The following is an 18,253-nucleotide window of genomic DNA, read 5'->3' as shown; positions in this document are numbered from 1 at the left end:
GTTCGATAAGAAGTTGCATACATATAATAATCAGGAGAATGATTTTCTTCTACGTAATGAACATAATGTTTATCTACCTGTTCTTCAGATAATCCAGCTACTTTGTCTTGAATTCGAGTAGCTTCATCCATCTTTTTTAAGAGTTGTACAGGATCTGTATTAGAACCCAACAAATATTTCTTAACACGTGCAGGGCTGGCCGTAATTAATACACGTTCTCCTTTTAACTCCACTGCATGTGCATTAGGATACTGGTCCAGCATGTTTATTAAATCTTGTTTCGTATGCTTTCCTAGTTCAAAGAAAGGCGTAGTCGTTCCACCTGTTGTAATTGTTGTTCGAATGCTATCTCCTGGTTGTTTATTATAAAAATAAATCATCCCCCCATTTGGAGATTGGATTGTGTTTATACCAGGTTTTAATGTAAATGATTTTATCTTAGAATCTTCTCTCCAAGAAGCATCATACGAATACGTTCCAATATATACCTGAATATCTTGATTACCTTCTACATTAATCGTTATTTGTTCATTTGGCTTTGCATATAAACCAGTTGGTTCGTACGGACTAAATGCCATACTTTTTCTTTCCTGTTGTTTTAATACCTCAACATCCCCTTTTCCTGGGACTGTAAATGTTCTATTTTCTGATTTAACTGACTTTTCACTTTGCAGTGATGTCGATAAATTTTTTTGCTGCTCCTTTTGCTCTGCAAAGACATCTGATGAAGAAATCATTCCAGTCGCAAGCATAGTTACTGTAGCAGTAGCTGCAAGTATTTTTCTAGTTTTATGTTTTGAATTATTCCCCATATTATCTCCCTCATTTTTCCTTAGTACTCTTAAGGATTTTTTGTTTTCTTCTTCATGTTTTTACAATCAAAACTATTCATACTATTTAAGTTGTGTCTATTACTCTATATTTTTTCATAAATATCTCCTTTTCTTTATTTATTATTGTATATAAATGTTATTTGATGACACATTAAATAACAACTTTACGATAAACTCATCGATAACAGCCTATTATGTTTTGATTCTGTATTCTAAACTTCCATCTAATTGGAGAAATACACCCAATTGGAGAAATAAGTAAATATTTTTCAGCATTTAAGGGTTCGGATCTCACAAAAAAATTCATAAAACTTTTTTCACTTTAAAGGTTAATACAATTGCAACCACATTTGTTTAAGCCTCCACCTTTTTTGAAAAAAAGCATCTAATTCCATTTGAATTAGATGCTTACATTTAGTCCTTAGGACAAATATTCTAAACTATTTATGTACTTGTAAATCTTTTTTTATTACTTCCCAGAGTGAATTATCTTGACGCATTGGTTTACCCTCTTCATCCCATTTTATTTTTCCTGTTCCCAATTCATAATCCATCCCTGTCCATGTGTCTTCACGAAATGCATAGAATGATTTATGCCAACCTTTTTGGTTGAAGATAGAAATAAGATCTTGCATGTATTGGGTAGCTCCTGGAACAGTACGGTTAATTCCAAACTCTTCTGCAATAATTCGATTAGATGATACATGATTTTTCTTAGACCATTGTTGGATTGGCTTCAAAAATTGCTCTAATCCCTGCTTATTCCACATTACAGGTTTCTCTAAATCTCCTACTTTTACTAATCCTGGATATTGATACTCCTTATTTTGTTTTTCACCTTGACTCGTTAATTCATATGGTTCATACATATGAAATGCATATAGGGTTTTTTTATCATTTACTGGTTTTAAATATTTAAAGGCCCATGGAGTAGCATATAAACCTGAATCTAAAATAATCGGTGTTTCTTGGTCTACTTCACGAATGGAATTGATTACTTTTTGATAAAATCTGTTTAAATCCGCTGTCGTTCCCTTCACTGTTGAATACCATTTCTCATAATCTTCCGTCCAAAAATCATTATATCTATTATTTTTAGCTGTTTCTGGATGTGGTTCATTTATAATATTATAACCAACCACCGCAGGGTGATCTTTTAATTCCAGAGCAAGATCCTTCCAAAATTGACTTGCTTGTTCTTGATACTTCTCTTCTTCCCATATTCTGTCGTCATTCTTGTTATTATTAAATTGGCGCCATCGATCACCAGGTAAGGATAACATTGTAAGAACAACTTTCATTCCTTGTGATTGTGCGGCATCTAAATCCGCCTTTAATTTTTCGAAATCCTCCTTTACTAATCCCTGATAGTTATCTGCATTACCTATCAGAAAATCCTTTCCAGAAGTATCTGGTTTATCCTCAAATAGAAAATCTTTATCTTTTGCCCATTTATCAGGTGCTAAACGTACATATTCAATATTAGCTTCTTTTGCACTTTTATAGTTTTCAGGTAATGACGTACTATTCATGAAATTAGTACCCTTTCTTTTCGAATCCCAAAAACTAATTTTTGAATCGCCTTTGTGGTATGTATCAGCTCTTACATTCATTTCCTGTACTCCGAAACTCATCATGCCTAATAACGCAACAATTGGCAAAATTTTTTTCACAACTTTTCCTTCTTTCTCTTTATATTTAACACACATAACATACCTTTGTTTTGTTACAGGAATATGGCAATTTTCCAAAAATGCCTTTTTAGTTTATAAGATCGCAGCGCATTCATAAAAATGAAAGAGATAATTAGAACATTGCTTCATTTTCAAAGAAACAAAAAAGGAATCCTTTACGGATCCCTTTTTGCGATGCACTCTTTTTCAAATGGTACATTTTGCACCTATTTTTAGTATATCTTATAATTCCTATAAAATAAATAAGATTAAATGAAATTCACTTCAAATTGTGATAGAAAACATAATTAAGAAGCGCAGATAACTAAATATTATCCCTTTTATTAAATAAAAAAGATTAAATAATTCTCCCTCCAAACTAGGACCCCTTTACATTTTTTACAAATATTGTTATAATTAGATAAACCAGAGCATTACCCCATTAACAAAGGGACTCCATAATTGGAGTCCCTTTGTTAATTAGCTATTAAAAATGATAGCATGTGATTATTGTATAATTTCTTCCTTTTTTAGATCTGCATATTCTTCTACGAAATCCCATAAACCTTGCTTTTCGAAGTAAGAAATACTTTTTTCACTTCTTCTAAGAGTTTAATTGCTTCATCTTCATTAAGAGAACGTAAAATATTGAAATGATATACATACTCTTCATTTCCTAATTCCATACAAACTGCTAATCCTTTTTCAAATTGCTTTAAGAATATACAAGCTGTCCCTAATGCGTTTTCACAAGAAGCAATTTTCACCTCATATCCCATTAGCCCAAAATACCAGGAATATAGATACTTATTTTACTTTCAAAGGCTGAAACCTTGCTGCACAACTACTGAAAATAAACATAAGAAAGACGTTCAAATCCATATGGATAGAACGTCTTTTCACTTTACTTTATACAGATACTGATTTTTCACTTATTCATTTTGCATTGTACTTAAAAAATCGATAAATTCATCTTCATTTACAGGTTTACTGTAGTAATAGCCTTGAATTAGATAACATGCATTACGTTGCAACACTGTTAATTGTTCTTTCGTTTCTACCCCTTCTGCTATCACTTTCATGTTTAAAGTATGAGCAAGTGAAATAATGGTTTGTATAATTTCATCTCCATCAGTAAAAGTTCCGATCCTATTAACAAATTCTTTTGGAATTTTCAAAGTATCAATTGGATAAAGAGGCAAATACGCTAGTGAAGAATAACCTGTACCAAAATCGTCAATTGATAAATGTACACCATATGATTTTAATACTTTTAACTTCGATAAGGTTTCTTTTTCATCTACCATTGCTATTCGCTCTGTTAATTCCAAATCAATTGAATTAGCAGGTACTCCTATCTCTTCTATGGTAGATATCATTGTTTGAACAAAATCTTTCTGTTCAAACTCTATAGCTGATAAATTTATCCCCATCTTTAGATTTGAATAGCCCGCAGAATACCATTCTTTCAGTTGTCGACACGCTTTCTGTAACGTCCACTTCCCAATTGAAATAATCTGCGCCGTTTCTTCTGCGATAGGTATAAACTCAAAAGGAGAAATCAGCCCAAGCTCTGGATGTTGCCAGCGTATTAAAGCCTCTGCACCAATAACCTTACCTGCCTTACTATCAATTTGTGGTTGATACAATAAAAACAACTCATTATTTTCAATTGCATTTGGTAAATCCTGTTCTAATCGTAATCGACGAGTTACTTTTTGTGATAATGTCTCGTCATACATACAAACAGCATTGTTACCTTTTTCCTTTGCGCTATACATAGCGATATCAGCGTGTTGTAAAAGTGTAGTAGTATTTATTCCTCCAAATGGATACACTGCTATTCCTATACTAAGAGATAAGTAAAAACTATGCTGATTTACTACAAATGGTTCTTCAGTTATACGAAATAGAGTTTTACACAAATCCAATAGCTGTTGCTCTGTTTGGTTATGGACAATGATTGCAAACTCATCTCCACCTATTCTTGCTAGAGGAATAGTCGGTGACAGACATGTCCTAAAACGTTTGGCAACTTCTTTTAAAACTCTGTCACCAATCGAATGACCCAATGTATCATTAATGGTCTTAAAGCGATTTAAATCAATATACAGGAGCCCGAACTTATCCTGTGTTTTTTGTGCACGCTTAATGGATCTATCTAATTCTTGTTGGAAGAATATACGATTTCCAATCTCCGTCACCGTATCATGGAATGCAAGATAATTTATCTCATCCTGTTGTTGTTTCATCCTCGTTATGTCTTTTACCATTACATAACTCCCAAAGGTTTGTCCTTCTATCATAATAGGAACTATAGTGACATACCAAAAGAGGATATCCTTCTCATTGTTATTTTTCACACGTAACTGTAACGAAGATGAACTACATCGTTTCCCTTTCTTTATAGCCGATTCCAATTCAGATTTATCTTCATCTAAAAAAATAGAGAAGCACTCTTTCCCTATTAATGCAGCACTTTCTTTTCCTAATAACATACTTCCAGCCTGGTTTATATTTAATACGATACCATTTGAATCAATCGTTAAAATAGGATCTGGATGATACTCATATAAAGACTTAAATCTCTCTTGATTTTTTACCAAATCATTAGATTTGTTTATTAAATCCCGTGTTCTTTGAGTTACTGTTTGTTCTAATTGATTATTAAACACTTTTAAGGCCTCGGTTAAATCCTTGTTTTGCATTCGTACAATTGTATGACGAATCAGTACAAATACAAAAGCAATACAATTTCCCGTAATCAATGTAGCTGAAGAAGTTTGTTCTTTCAAAGTAAAGCCAATTAAGACTGCAACTGCAAGATAAGGAAATATGACAAGAAGTTTCTCTCCAAATGTTGGATTGACAATAAAATAATTTCTTTTAGAAGAAGTATTCTTTGGAATTGTAGCAGCAATAGCGATAAATAATAGGAAAACTCTATACAAACACCTTAATAATATAACTGAACGATCTGACAAATCATCTTGTAAGTAAAAATATAAGTAGTCCGTAATAGCCAATCCAGTTAATACTAGGATAAAAATAAACAATTTACTTTTTGCATTGAAAATAGCAGGTCGAAAGATTAGTGTAACTCCAAGTAATAGAAGCAATAAATCTATAATCGGAAAAATAAATGAAAGAAAAACATCTCCAATTGAAAAGAATAAGATATTTGCAGAAGGTTTATTAAATAGGTACCACTCTAATGTAAAAATAGCAGTAACAACAATGCATAAATCACAAAGTAAATACGCTTTCTCCCATTTGTTACATTCCATCATAATTTTATAAAAAAACGCAAAGAGAAAGAAAAATAAGAAAAACAACAAAAATACATCAGAGATACTAAAATTTTGTATTGGTAATTCTACATTAAGTACTTGAAAAGCAGATATGAAATTTCCTATCAGGAAACACCCTATCGCAATAATTATGCAAATCCAGAATACTCCTAACTTAATTTTTCTGGATAATATAGAATACAGTAATGAAATAAATACAGTAGTTTCAACAACTAAAGATGATAGCCGGATATTAAAATCTGATACGAAATAATGATTCGGAAGAACAAATAAAAATATACAGCAAAAGCTTATATAAGCTATTAAAGCCAATATCAATACATAAAATTGCACATATGCATGTTTACGCAATGGACTCACCTTCTTGAGTTTTTTCTATACTTTTATTAAGAAATGTCTTGATAGTGGCACAACTCCTACTAATTAAAATGTGTGCTACCTATTATCCATATTATGACCTTTTTAAAAGATTTTTTTCTACATACAACAGTCTTATTAACTTTTTGTAGATTTTTACAATTTCCAATACTGAGGATTCCAAAAAGGATCAGTTAAAAAATGTAGTTTTTCAAGTATTTGTGCATCGTAAATTTGGATTGTACAACTTATCTACTCTTTAAATATGAGATAAAATCTAATCCTCTATTGAATTATAGTTAGTTTCTAACTGTCACACTTAAAAAGGAATGAAAATATACTATCTTTAACATAGAAATTCGAATTAGTTTTCGAAACCAACTGTAACAATTATAGTTACAACTTAGATTGATGTCAATTTCATCTTTCCTCCTTACTCAAAGAATTATAAATAATCTAGGATTAGGTGAAGCTGAAGCTGATATTGCATCTCTCTAAAAAGAATGTTACTCTAAAAATAGAATTATGAAAGGAATGATGGATGAATAATGATTAACTAATTTATATTTTAAGTTGAATTTTATAACTTCAAACTACAAAATATAGGGTTAGTCTATCCATTTTTAAAATTCAGTTCATACTTTATTTGTCATGATTCAAATGATTAATAAGTACTTATTAAGTATAGACGAAAGACTAATCCTTCCGATTACAATTGGGGGATTTTTTTATTCCCGTTTATGTTAGTTGGAACTTATTAATTGTTAAATGTACCTAACAAATAAAGGAGCGAGAAAAATGAGTACTTCAGACACTATTGTTACACATGTAATGCTCTATATAAGTCGTTAATATCCATCAAACTTATATAGAGCAATTAAAAAATGGATGGATGTTCCGACTTTATACGAAACGTTTCGATATATAAAGGAGGAATTATTATGTCAATGATAAAAGTCCAAGATTTAACTTTTTCATACCCAGGTAGCTTTGATAATATTTTTGAAAGTGTAAACTTCCAAATAGATACGGATTGGAAGCTAGGATTTATCGGTAGAAACGGACGAGGTAAAACGACATTCTTTAATTTATTGTTAGGGAATTATGAGTATGGTGGGAAAATCCTTGCTTCGGTAGAATTCAATTACTTCCCCTACTCTGTTGCAGATAAGAACAAATTCACTCATGAAATCCTTGAAGAAATTTGTCCCCAAGCAGAAGATTGGGAATTTCTGCGTGAGATATCCTATTTAAATGTTGATGCTGAGGTCATATACAGACCATTTAAAACATTATCAAATGGGGAACAAACAAAGGTGTTGCTTGCTGCACTGTTTTTAAATGAGGGCCAATTCCTATTAATTGATGAACCAACAAATCATTTAGATACTGATGCACGAAAGATAGTCTCTGATTATCTAAGGAAGAAAAAAGGATTTATTTTAATTTCACATGACAGAATCTTTTTAGATGGGTGCGTTGACCATATCCTATCTATAAATAGAGCAAATATTGAAGTTCAGAGTGGTAACTATTCTTCTTGGAAGTTAAATTTTGATAGACAGCAAGAGCACGAAGAGGCTACAAATGAGCGTCTACAAAAAGACATAGGGAGATTAAAACAGTCTTCCAAGCGTTCAGCAAGTTGGTCTCATGATGTGGAAGCTTCAAAAAATGGAACGAGGAATTCAGGCTCTAAGTTGGATAAGGGGTTTGTAGGTCATAAAGCAGCCAAGATGATGAAAAGAGCAAAAAACCTTGAATCAAGACAACAAAAAGCTATTGAAGAAAAGTCAAAATTACTAAAAAATGTGGAGAAAACTGAGTCCTTAAAATTGGAACAATTACAATTTAAATCAAATGAATTGATTACTTTGGTTGATGTGTCCGTTAAGTACAATAACCAAATTGTGAATGATTCGATTAGCTTCATAGTTGAACAAGGTGACCGAATTGTACTTGATGGAACGAATGGGAGCGGAAAAAGTAGTATCCTAAAACTAATTCTAGGACATCCGATACAGCATACAGGCTTAGTTATTTTAGGTACAGGACTCATCATTTCCTATGTCCAACAAGATACTTCTCATTTAAGGGGATCGCTATCAGACTTTATTGAACAGCACAAGATTGATGAGACCTTATTTAAATCCATCCTACGTAAGATGGACTTTGACCGAATTCAATTTGAGAAAGATATATCTCATTATTCTGGTGGACAAAAGAAAAAACTGCTTATCGCTAAAAGCTTATGTGAAAAAGCTCATATATATATATGGGATGAACCACTAAATTTTATAGATATCTATTCCCGTATGCAAATCGAAGAGCTTATTCAACAATTTAATCCCACAATGGTTATTGTTGAGCATGATAAAGCATTTCAACAAACAGTTGCAACAAAAACTATATCTATGTAGCTCAAAACGAATACTTGAAAATATAATCAGCAAATTGAGTCATTGAATTATAAATACTTTAATGACGTGTTGAAAAAAGCCTAATTTCTCTACAATACATTGAGAAATTAGGCTTTAAATAGTAATAATAGAATTCATATACACTGAATAATTTACACGTTAGGTTTATCTGTTAATGCAGTAACAATCCTGTTCACTAAGTCTTCTGGCATCCATTCATGATTTGTATCATTCGTTTCATTTGGCCCTAAAGAATCAATAAACTTTTTAAACTTTGGAAATAAAACAATAGAAGTGATCCAATGTATCGTATGATTTATGGAGAAGAAATGAAAAACTCCTTGCTTTTCACCCTCCTGTAATATTTCTTTTAACTGTTCAAAATTACCTATGAAATACGGTTTAATCTTTTCTAATCGTGCACTTTCCTTAATAATCTCCTCATATGCCAATGATCCAATTTCAGGGTTCTCTTTTATATGTGTAGTAAAAACCGTTAAATATTCTCTAAGGGCATTGATAGGATCAAATTGATTCTTCTCAAGAAAATTGGGTAGCTCATTAGCAAGACCATATTTCTTAAACACCTCATAATATAGGTTTTCTTTCCCATTAAAATAGTAAGAGGCCATAGCAACATTCACTTTCGCTTCTTTTGCAATTTCTTGTATGCTCGTACCTTCGTAGCCACGCTCTCCAAATTTTTTCTTAGCAGCCTTTAAGATATTTTCCATCGTCTGCTCTCGAGATTTCCCCATTTCACACACCTCAAATAGTATATATTTCACTTCAAAAACCCAATAAGGACTTTGAATAGAGTATCTTTTTAATGAAATTTAATTATATATTTAAAGTGATAACTTAACAACCGATGAGGTTCTGATTACTTTAAACAATATCCCCTTGCGTAGCATCAATAGCTTTCAACTACTTTACGCTCTTTTCTAATTGAGTAAAAGAATAGACAAAAAACATCTAATTTCATCTTAATTTCGTGCGCGAATAAAAACATAATAAGGACCAAAGTTTATTTATTTTATAGATAAACTTTGGTCCTTTCGTTACATTATACAGATTTAAAATAAAGTGAAACTTTAATCAGTGGGGGTTTTGTTCATCCACCACTGATTATTAGGTGAACCAATCGGGCTGCCCGTTAATGCGGGATAAACTAGTATACTCGTATCTTGATGAGATAATTATCCATCAATCGTCCATCATTTTCTGACTAAATCTGTTTAATCTCGATATAAGGTCCTTTAATGTTTAATTTGTTAATATCATTAGATATATTGCCTACAGTTGATTTTTCATTAAAAGTATAGACCTTTTCACCATTTACAAAGATACCCCAATTTTTATCTTCGTAACTGATACCATAACCAGCATTGCTAGACGTAGCTTTGAGTTGATTTCCATTCATTGAAAGAGATAATTTCCCTTTTCCTTTGTTAAGTTTATCATTCACGCTGTTGATACTATTCATTTGTTCTTCAAGGGCTTTTTGGTTATCAAGAGTAACTTGATGATTTTTCCAGTCTAATTTATAGTGGTTCGTAAAGAATTCATTATATGTATCTTTATTATTTGTTCCCCACCATTTTGAACTTACCCATTCGATATTGTACTGATCTGAAATTCTACGATTTGTTATTTTTAAATCTGATGTAGTTTCTGTTTTATCAGCAGTAATAACCGCTACTACGTTTGGAGAAAAACCATATCCTGTTAAAGCTGGTACTGTATCTTTTGAAACAAAATTATTCGTTCCTTCATTATAACTACGTGATTTCATAAATAGTTGATTACCATAGAAAGTATTGAATGAATCACGATTATAAATTCCCCACTCTGGGAAATTAAATGATTGGAATCCTACTTTCCAATTTAATTTTTTATCTGTGTGAGTCTCTAATACCGTTTTATAATCTACTTGATCATAAGATACACTTTCTTTCCAAGCAAAGCTACCTGTGATACTTGCATCGGCATTTGGCCCTTTATCATTTACTCCTACTTTAACACTTCCACCAAGTGTATACCCTACCTCAGAAGTGACCTTTGCTGAAGTCATTGTATTAACTGGGGCAGCTTTATGGAATTGAGCACTATCACCACTTGTTATTTCTGCTTCAGTATGATAGGCTGATGGCCATTTTAAACCTGCGTTATAGTATCCGCTATTAATTGTATATTTAGCATCTATATTACTACCATCAGTGGTAACAATTGCAATCTTTTTATCTGCGTAAGGATCCTCAATAAAAGAAACTTTTATTGAATTTTTGATATTCTGCTTCATGTCATAAGTAGTTTTAAAACTATTATAGACCTTCCCACCATTTTGAAGATTTTCCACAGTTCCTTTAGAATCTGCAAATGCAGATGTTGCTTGTAAACCAAATGATCCAGACATAATAACGGACACTACCGCAACGCATTTAGCTATTTCTTTTGCTTTTTTCATACAGACAGCCACTCCTTCTTAAACATTTAAAAGATATAAATATATTATTTCTAGTTCACAAAAATAGAGATAGATTCATAGCCATACAATATAGAAATTCATTAACTTTTATGACACTAACTAAAAACACATGTTTCACTAATCTTCCTCTCACTATTATTGATAACTATTATCAACATTATTAAAACATAAAATAACGATTTAAACAACAATTTTAAATACAAATTTAAAATTGTTGTTTGAAAAACTGCAAAAAAATTATAGAATTCTTCATTTCGAGAATTACTATATTTTCAATTACTTATTACAGCCTATATTCAGATACATTATTTCCTTTCCATTCATAATAATCTAAAATTCCTTCATAAATGGCTTCTGCTGCAATTTGTCTGCCATTTTCCGTAGATAATTTACTGTAATCAATACCATTATCTATAAACGCCAGTTCCGTCAACACAGCTGGCATGTCATTTTCTCTTATAACATGAAGGTCTCCATGTTTAACTCCTCTATCTCGTGTTTGAAGTGCCTCTACTAAACGTGTTTGAATTTTTTCCGCTAAAACACGACTTTCTTCCACATGAGGATTTGTTTTTTCGGATTTAGAAGATTTATAGTAATATGTTTCTGTCCCTTTTGCATTACCATTAAAAGCATTTGCATGTACGCTTATAAAGATATCACCCTGATTTTTCTTAGCAAATTTAACACGTTCCTGTAAAGAACTTTTTTGATCATGTCCTGGTCTATTATCAGATTGACGAGTTAATAAAACTGTAAATGGTGTATGCTTTTCAAGTAATTGTTGTAGACGTAAAGAAGTGTCTAGTACAATCTTACTTTCAGGTAATCCCTTTGTGGATTTCCCAGGATCTTCGCCACCATGTCCAGGATCAATAATGATTATTTTGCTTTCTAATGGGTTTTTTGGACGATGTTTCATCATATCTGTTTTTGCAGTAAGTTGAGCAGCTTCAGCACGTGTTATAAATCTATTTGGTTGCCAACCGTTCTCAGTACCATTAGAAATTTTCAAACCGATTAAAATATTGGCATATTTTTCTCCCCAATGGCCTTTTAAATCTTCAAATTTAACCTGCTCGTTATGATTTGGTGTGCTTTGTAGTTTATATGCATTTACTAGCATCGTAGCCATAGCAGCGCGAGTTACTTTTCCAGATGGATTGAAGATTCCATTACCCTCACCTTTAACAATACCAGCTTTTTCAGCAGCAGCAATATACGGAGTAGCCCAGTGGTTTTGTGAATCTGTAAATGATGGTTTTGCATTAGAGTCAATTTGTATACCTAAAACTTTTGTCATAATTTTTGTAGCTGAAGCTCTGTCTAATGAGTCATTTGAACCGAAAGTCCCGTCTGGATAGCCATTCAATACCTGTTTATCAACTAAATAATTAACGGATTTGTCCGCCCATGCAGGAACATCTGGGAACTTATGAGTATTTGCAAATGTATTAGATGAGTAGGATAATAAACTTCCAGCAAGAATTCCTGTAGCAATTAATTTGTATTTCAAAATGAACACCTCTATCAAGTTATTACAATTTGGTAAATATATCATTTATAATTAATCTTTAAATAATACGACCTTGAATAAAGAATAGATTAATTCGTTTATATTACTATATAACGGATAACGAATTTAAAATCGAACTATTACTCTAAAAATAATCCTCGGATATACACTTATAGATAGAGATTATTAAATATACTCACCAACATCGTGTAACCAGTATAGTTACTTATACATACGAGTGTCAATTAAAATAACCTTACAATTTTGTAATATAACCACCTTAATAGTAAACCAAGTAATTATTAAATATTATAAATAGTTACTAGATATAATAAAATAACAATGTTAAATTTTGAACAAAGACTAATCATTTTAATAGGAAAATAACTTATAACAACCGCATTTTCAACAATGCTTTTGAATCCTACTTTACTCTATAATTCTCTGTTATATCCCAACGTGAATGCTCCTATAATATAGGCGATTGCTGCAATGAATACTAGTATTTCCTCAAAAAACATCTCTAGAAGCCACCTAAAGTAGCCTTTATTAATACACTCACACAATCCATCTTTTCACTCCCTTAAGACATCCTCAAATTTTACAAGGACTGAAAAAAGAAGAGGGATACCTTCCCTCTTCACCAAAAAATTAAAAAACACCTTAATTTATATCCCCTGCCTTTTACAATCTCACGTCTATTGATAGCCAGTTTAATTCTTCAATTCTATTTTCATAGATTCATGTATTCTTCTAAAGTCTGCTTTTGTTTATATATATTTTCAGCAATATCTCCTACATAGCGAATATGCCAAGGTTCATAGGCATAACCTGTAATACTTTCCTTTCCCTTAGGATAACGAATGATAAACCCTGCGCGATGCGCGTTTTCTTTCAGCCATTTTCCTTCCTTCGTATTAGCAAAGGATAACTCTAGTTCATTGTTCGCACTTTTAGAAGAAACGTCCATTGTTAACCCTGTTTGATGTTCGCTATGTCCTGGTTTTGCCGAGAAGCGATCCGTATGCTCTTGTCCTTTTCTTTTCACATTGTTTGCATACAGTCGTTGTTGATAGTCATAGGAACGAAATCCCGAAACAGCATTTAACTGAATCCCCTCCTGCTTTGCTAAATCAAATAACTTTTCCAGTGCTTCTGCCGCCTCTTTACGGAGGTGGCTCTTTTCTACCGTTCCACTAAATGAGAATGGTACATTTGGTCCAACTAAATCCTCTGGTTTATAGTCTTCGGGTAATCCATATTCCTTATTAACTACAGCCTGTATACTAGCAAAAGAACTTTCATTGTATTTTGATTGCCCTTTTCCTCTACTATCTTTCTCTTTATTTATGGAGTTTTCACGAGATTCATAGTTCGTCTTATCTGGTTCTTTACCAATAGATTGATTGGTGTAAATTATAAAGATGCCTAACATCATAATTACACAAATGAAAATCCCTACTAATTTAAGTCTCATTATTCATTTCCTTCCTGCAACTCTTACTATTTCTCGTTCATAATATCTCAACCATATCAAATTCATATTAATTTGAAGTGAACTTTTGTTCTTACCATATTTCTTAATAGAAAGACTATATATCCTTCTATTTGTTTGACATCATTAAGATGCTCACAAATATAAATAAATTCTATTCCTAGATATAGATAAAAAATCTAAAAATTTATATAATAAAATTAGAAGTGTAGCGTATTATTATTGAAAGGTCTTGGTATAATGCTAGGCATTAATGTAAAAAAAACAAATGAAGAGTTAATTATTTCATGGCAATTGGCGGAGATTACAATTCCATTACGTGATGTGATTGAGATTACCGAAGATGCTACCTATGCTGGTGTTGAGGAAGTAGATGTCATACGTATTGGAACAGCTTATGGAACAACAGACCGTATTTTAATTAAAACAGTAAAACAAAATTATGTATTATTTACTACAAATAAATTTGCTATTTTAAATGCCATTCACGCTTAAATATAGGAGTCTTCTTGGCTAAAATGATAAAAATAAGCACATCTTGTTATAAAAACAGATGTGCTTATTTTTTAATTTCTATGCATTTTTACGTTTTAAGAAAATCACTCCACCAACAATTAACAGTAATGCGCCTGCAGCCATAGAGATCCAACTTGTAAGATTAGTACCTGTTTGCGGTAACCATCCAATTTTAGATTGAATTTCTTGCTTAGGTTGTGGTTGTTCTTTTACTTGCTCGTTAGGCTGCTCTGGTGTTGGAGTATTTTTATCTGAATTTGGCTGTTCTGGTTTAGGTTGTTCCGGCTTTACCTCTTTAAATTTCACTGTTTGTCCCTTATCTTCAATTTCAGCGTGAATAGCTACTAATATATTATCTTGATACAGTTCTTCAAACACGACTACTTCTTTACCTTGTAATGCAGAAGCATTAAATGTGAAATCTAGTGTGATAGAACCATTCTTCTCTTTAGCAATAAACTTAGATTCTACTGTTACTTCTTTACCATCAACTAATAATGGCTTGTTTGTTGCTTTATCCATCAGTTTACCTTTTACAACATACTCTTTACCCACGATTAAGTCTTTGTATTCCACTGTATCTTGGATTGTTACAGATTTAGAAGCGTCTAACTCTTTAGAACCATCAGCTTTGTTTGTTGCTGTCGTTTTAATAGAAGGTTCTACAAATCGAACTGTTTGACCTATATCGTTAATGTCAGCATGTGTTGTAATTACTTGCCCTTCATGTAATAAGTCTTCAAACACGACTACTTCTCTTCCTTGCTGTTCAGCACCAACAAAAGTAAAGTCTAATGTTACAAAACCGTTCTTTTCTTTTGCAGTAAACTTCGTTTCAGCTGTTACTTCTTTTCCATCAATTAATAATGGTTTGTTAATAGCTTTGTTCATTAGTTTACCTTTTACAGTGTACTCTTTACCTACAACTAAGTTAGTATACTCCACTTTGTCTTGGATAGTGATAGAATCCTTTGAATGAATCTCTTTTCCACCATCAGCTTTGTTTGTTGCTGTCGTTTTTACTGATGGCTTAACGAACTTAACTGTTTGACCTTTATCATTGATATCAGCATGTGTTGTAACAGTTTTTCCTTCTTTCAATAACTCTTCGAATACTACTACCTCTTTTTCTTCTAAACCAGTTGCATCAAATGTGAAGTCTAATGTAATAGAGCCATTTGCTTCTTTTGGTGTAAACTTCGTTTCAGCTGTTACTTCTTTACCATTTACAACTAATGGTTTATTAGTCTCTTTATTCATTAATTTACCTTTTAAAGTGTATTCTTTACCTACTTGTAGGTCTTTGTATTCCACTTTATCTTGGATTGTTACAGACTTAGACGTGTGCATTTCTTTTGTACCATCTGTTTTATCAGTAGCTGTTGTTTTTATTGAAGGAATCTTTTCATCTTTGACAATGTGTTTAATGATTTGACCATTCTCTTTAATTTCAAAAGAGAACGTTTCTTCATTTAATACATAACCTTTTGGCGCAACAGTTTCTTTATATGTGTATTTTCCAAATGGTAATTTTTCAAATTTAGCGATTCCTTTATCGTCTGTTTTTCCTTTTACTACTTCTTTTCCTGCTTCGTTATAAATCGTAAATTCTGCATTTGGAAGCTTGTTATTTCCATCAGCTACATCTACCTTTGTAATTTCTAGATCACCTTTGATATGATGATTAACTGCCAATAACTCAATAATCTTCCCATGTTCCTTTATTTCGAACATAATTGGTTCTTTAACAAGAACGTAACCATGTGGAGAAGTCTTTTCTACAAATGAATATTTACCATACGCTAAATCTTTGACGTTAATCTCGCCATTTTTATCTGTCTTATATTCCCCAACTACTTTTCCACTTTCATCTTTCAATTCAAATACTGCACCTTCTAATTTTTTGCTAATATCTTCATTATCTACTTTTAGTAATTTTACACTACCTTTCACTTCGGTATTTTCCACTGTAAAAGTAAGTGTTTTATTGTGCTCTTTAATTTCAAAAGGATACTTTGTTTTATTTCCAATATATCCATTAGGTGTTTTTGTCTCTAAGAAATAATACTTACCATACGTAAGACCTTCAACTTTTGCAATTCCATTTTCTTTTGTTACTACTTTTTGCACTTCTTTTCCATCTTCAGTAAAGACTGTGAATTCAACATTTGGTAAAACCTTTCCTGAATCACTGAGCTTTTTAATTTCGATGTTACCTTTTACTTTGTTATTTACTATTTGGACAGCTCCTGTTTCTCCTGTCTTAACTTCAATAGTTTGTGGTTTATCATCTGAAACATAGCCTGTTGGTGCTTTAATTTCTTTTAATGTGTAAGTACCAATTGGTAAGTTGTTTAATTCTGCCATACCATCAGCACCAGTCGTGATTTTTCCAACTGATTCATTATTTGCATTAAAGACCTCAAATACTGCACCAGCTAAAACTTCTCCATTTTCTCCAACCTTTTTAATTTTTAAAGAACCAGCTGCTTCCCAATTTACTGCAAGATCACTACTAAGCTTTTCTTCATTTCTTTCTAATAGTACTGTAGCATTCTGAACAGTATCCGTACCACGGTAAGCAATTGCTTGAACTTTAGTTAAATTAGCAGCAACACTTAAATTAAATTCACCTGTTTTTGTATTCTTAGGAATTTGGATACGAAATTTTTCTCCAACTGAAAGCTGATCTTTCACTTCTCCATTTTCACTTACAATTCTAACTCCATTAGGTGCATTTTTCGCTACTACCTTATAAGAACCACTCTTAGCATTTGTTTGTACTGAATATAGATTTGTTTCGAAGAATTCACCCTTTAATTCTGCTTTTTGCTTTTCAGCAGGAATGACATTCATAAAAACATCTTGAGTCTCTTCACTATTATTAGCATTACTAATAATAGCCTTAGCTGCTTTTTCAACATTTTTATTCTCATGTTTTAATTCATTTACATCGAGTTGACCTAATGCATTCCAAACCGCAAGTTGCGTTGCATAATGCGCTTCATTCTTATTAGCTACTCCCAGCTGTTCAGCACTTTTTTGCGGGAAACCATTTAATAAGACTCTATATACTACATTATCTGTTTTCCCCATTTCAGGAAGATCTTCACCATTTGGTGATTTTAATCCAAGGGTTAAGCAATAAGCAATTTGACCACTTGAATTTTTAATCATTTCAGTGCGAATGTACTTACCTAGACTATTACTATAACTCCAGTCCATTGAATATTTCTCATGCGTCATAACCTCTGCACTAGCCCTAGGTAAAAATACATTAAGGAATAATGCCAGTACTGATAATAATGTAAAAACTCTTATAATGACTCTCTTACCCAATTTTGTAACCTCCCTAGAATAAATTAATCCGAGTATATATCGCAATATCTAAAACATTCACGATCGACCCGATTATCATTATAAAACAATAAATTACAAATATTAAATAATTTTAATTAAATAGTCAAAAAATTTACACATTTTATTATTTATCAAGTTTTTTAACGAATTTACTATATACAAATTCTAAAACACGCCTACAATTTAAAAAACAAATATGTATGTTAAATATATAAATAGCAATTCCTTTACTCCAGTTATTAAGCTTTCCCCCTATTAAAAATATCCTCTTCATTTTCTTGTTA

General features: G+C 31.9%; 11 protein-coding genes. 2 read left to right on the top strand and 9 right to left on the bottom strand.

What is annotated here, in order from left to right; all coding sequences use genetic code 11:
- The 4 genes from MRP26_RS26005 to MRP26_RS25990 form a co-directional block, all read right to left on the bottom strand.
- A partial coding sequence (locus MRP26_RS26005; protein ID WP_242807062.1) for a M60 family peptidase N-terminal accessory domain-containing protein occupies window positions 1–812 on the bottom strand: 812 nt, incomplete at its 3' end.
- Between the two features lie 461 nt (window positions 813–1,273).
- Window positions 1,274–2,542, bottom strand: a complete 1,269-nt coding sequence (locus MRP26_RS26000) for a glycoside hydrolase family 5 protein (RefSeq protein ID WP_050844869.1) — start codon at window positions 2,540–2,542, stop codon at window positions 1,274–1,276.
- 512 nt (window positions 2,543–3,054) lie between these two features.
- A complete protein-coding gene (locus MRP26_RS25995) occupies window positions 3,055–3,285 on the bottom strand; it encodes a hypothetical protein (protein ID WP_042969022.1) in 231 nt (76 codons plus the stop codon).
- A gap of 153 nt (window positions 3,286–3,438) precedes the next feature.
- Entirely contained in the window at window positions 3,439–6,168 is a 2,730-nt protein-coding gene (locus MRP26_RS25990; RefSeq protein ID WP_029442979.1) for a sensor domain-containing protein, read from the bottom strand.
- A gap of 947 nt (window positions 6,169–7,115) precedes the next feature.
- Here MRP26_RS25990 and MRP26_RS25985 point away from each other — a divergent pair.
- Window positions 7,116–8,594, top strand: a complete 1,479-nt coding sequence (locus MRP26_RS25985; RefSeq protein ID WP_050844389.1) for an Lsa family ABC-F type ribosomal protection protein — start codon at window positions 7,116–7,118, stop codon at window positions 8,592–8,594.
- Between the two features lie 152 nt (window positions 8,595–8,746).
- Here the strand turns inward: MRP26_RS25985 and hlyIIR are convergent, their stop codons facing one another.
- From hlyIIR to MRP26_RS25965, 4 genes are all read right to left on the bottom strand, one after another.
- Window positions 8,747–9,352, bottom strand: a complete 606-nt coding sequence (gene hlyIIR, locus MRP26_RS25980) for a hemolysin II regulator HlyIIR (RefSeq protein ID WP_016080734.1) — start codon at window positions 9,350–9,352, stop codon at window positions 8,747–8,749.
- A gap of 470 nt (window positions 9,353–9,822) precedes the next feature.
- Window positions 9,823–11,061, bottom strand: coding sequence for a hemolysin II HlyII (hlyII, locus tag MRP26_RS25975; protein ID WP_043937930.1), 1,239 nt, complete (start codon window positions 11,059–11,061; stop codon window positions 9,823–9,825).
- A gap of 304 nt (window positions 11,062–11,365) precedes the next feature.
- Window positions 11,366–12,598, bottom strand: coding sequence for an N-acetylmuramoyl-L-alanine amidase (locus MRP26_RS25970; RefSeq protein ID WP_197241288.1), 1,233 nt, complete (start codon window positions 12,596–12,598; stop codon window positions 11,366–11,368).
- Between the two features lie 733 nt (window positions 12,599–13,331).
- Window positions 13,332–14,075 carry a M15 family metallopeptidase gene (locus tag MRP26_RS25965; RefSeq protein ID WP_242807061.1) on the bottom strand — a complete coding sequence of 248 codons (744 nt, stop codon included), beginning with the start codon at window positions 14,073–14,075 and terminating at the stop codon, window positions 13,332–13,334.
- 258 nt (window positions 14,076–14,333) lie between these two features.
- On the opposite strand from MRP26_RS25965, the gene MRP26_RS25960 reads away from it, so the two are divergent.
- Window positions 14,334–14,588, top strand: a complete 255-nt coding sequence (locus MRP26_RS25960; RefSeq protein ID WP_000900689.1) for a SunI/YnzG family protein — start codon at window positions 14,334–14,336, stop codon at window positions 14,586–14,588.
- Window positions 14,589–14,666: 78 nt separating this feature from the next.
- Here MRP26_RS25960 and MRP26_RS25955 read toward each other — a convergent pair whose 3' ends face one another.
- Window positions 14,667–17,948: a VaFE repeat-containing surface-anchored protein gene (locus MRP26_RS25955; RefSeq protein ID WP_197241286.1), complete on the bottom strand. Its 3,282-nt coding sequence runs from the start codon at window positions 17,946–17,948 to the stop codon at window positions 14,667–14,669.
- Window positions 17,949–18,253: the final 305 nt, after the last annotated feature.

The sequence above is a fragment of the Bacillus sp. CCB-MMP212 genome, from assembly GCF_022748145.1.
Taxonomy (GTDB): domain Bacteria; phylum Bacillota; class Bacilli; order Bacillales; family Bacillaceae_G; genus Bacillus_A; species Bacillus_A cereus.
The sequence above is the reverse complement of the archived record's forward strand: the minus strand, read 5'-3'. Positions and strand labels throughout refer to the sequence as shown.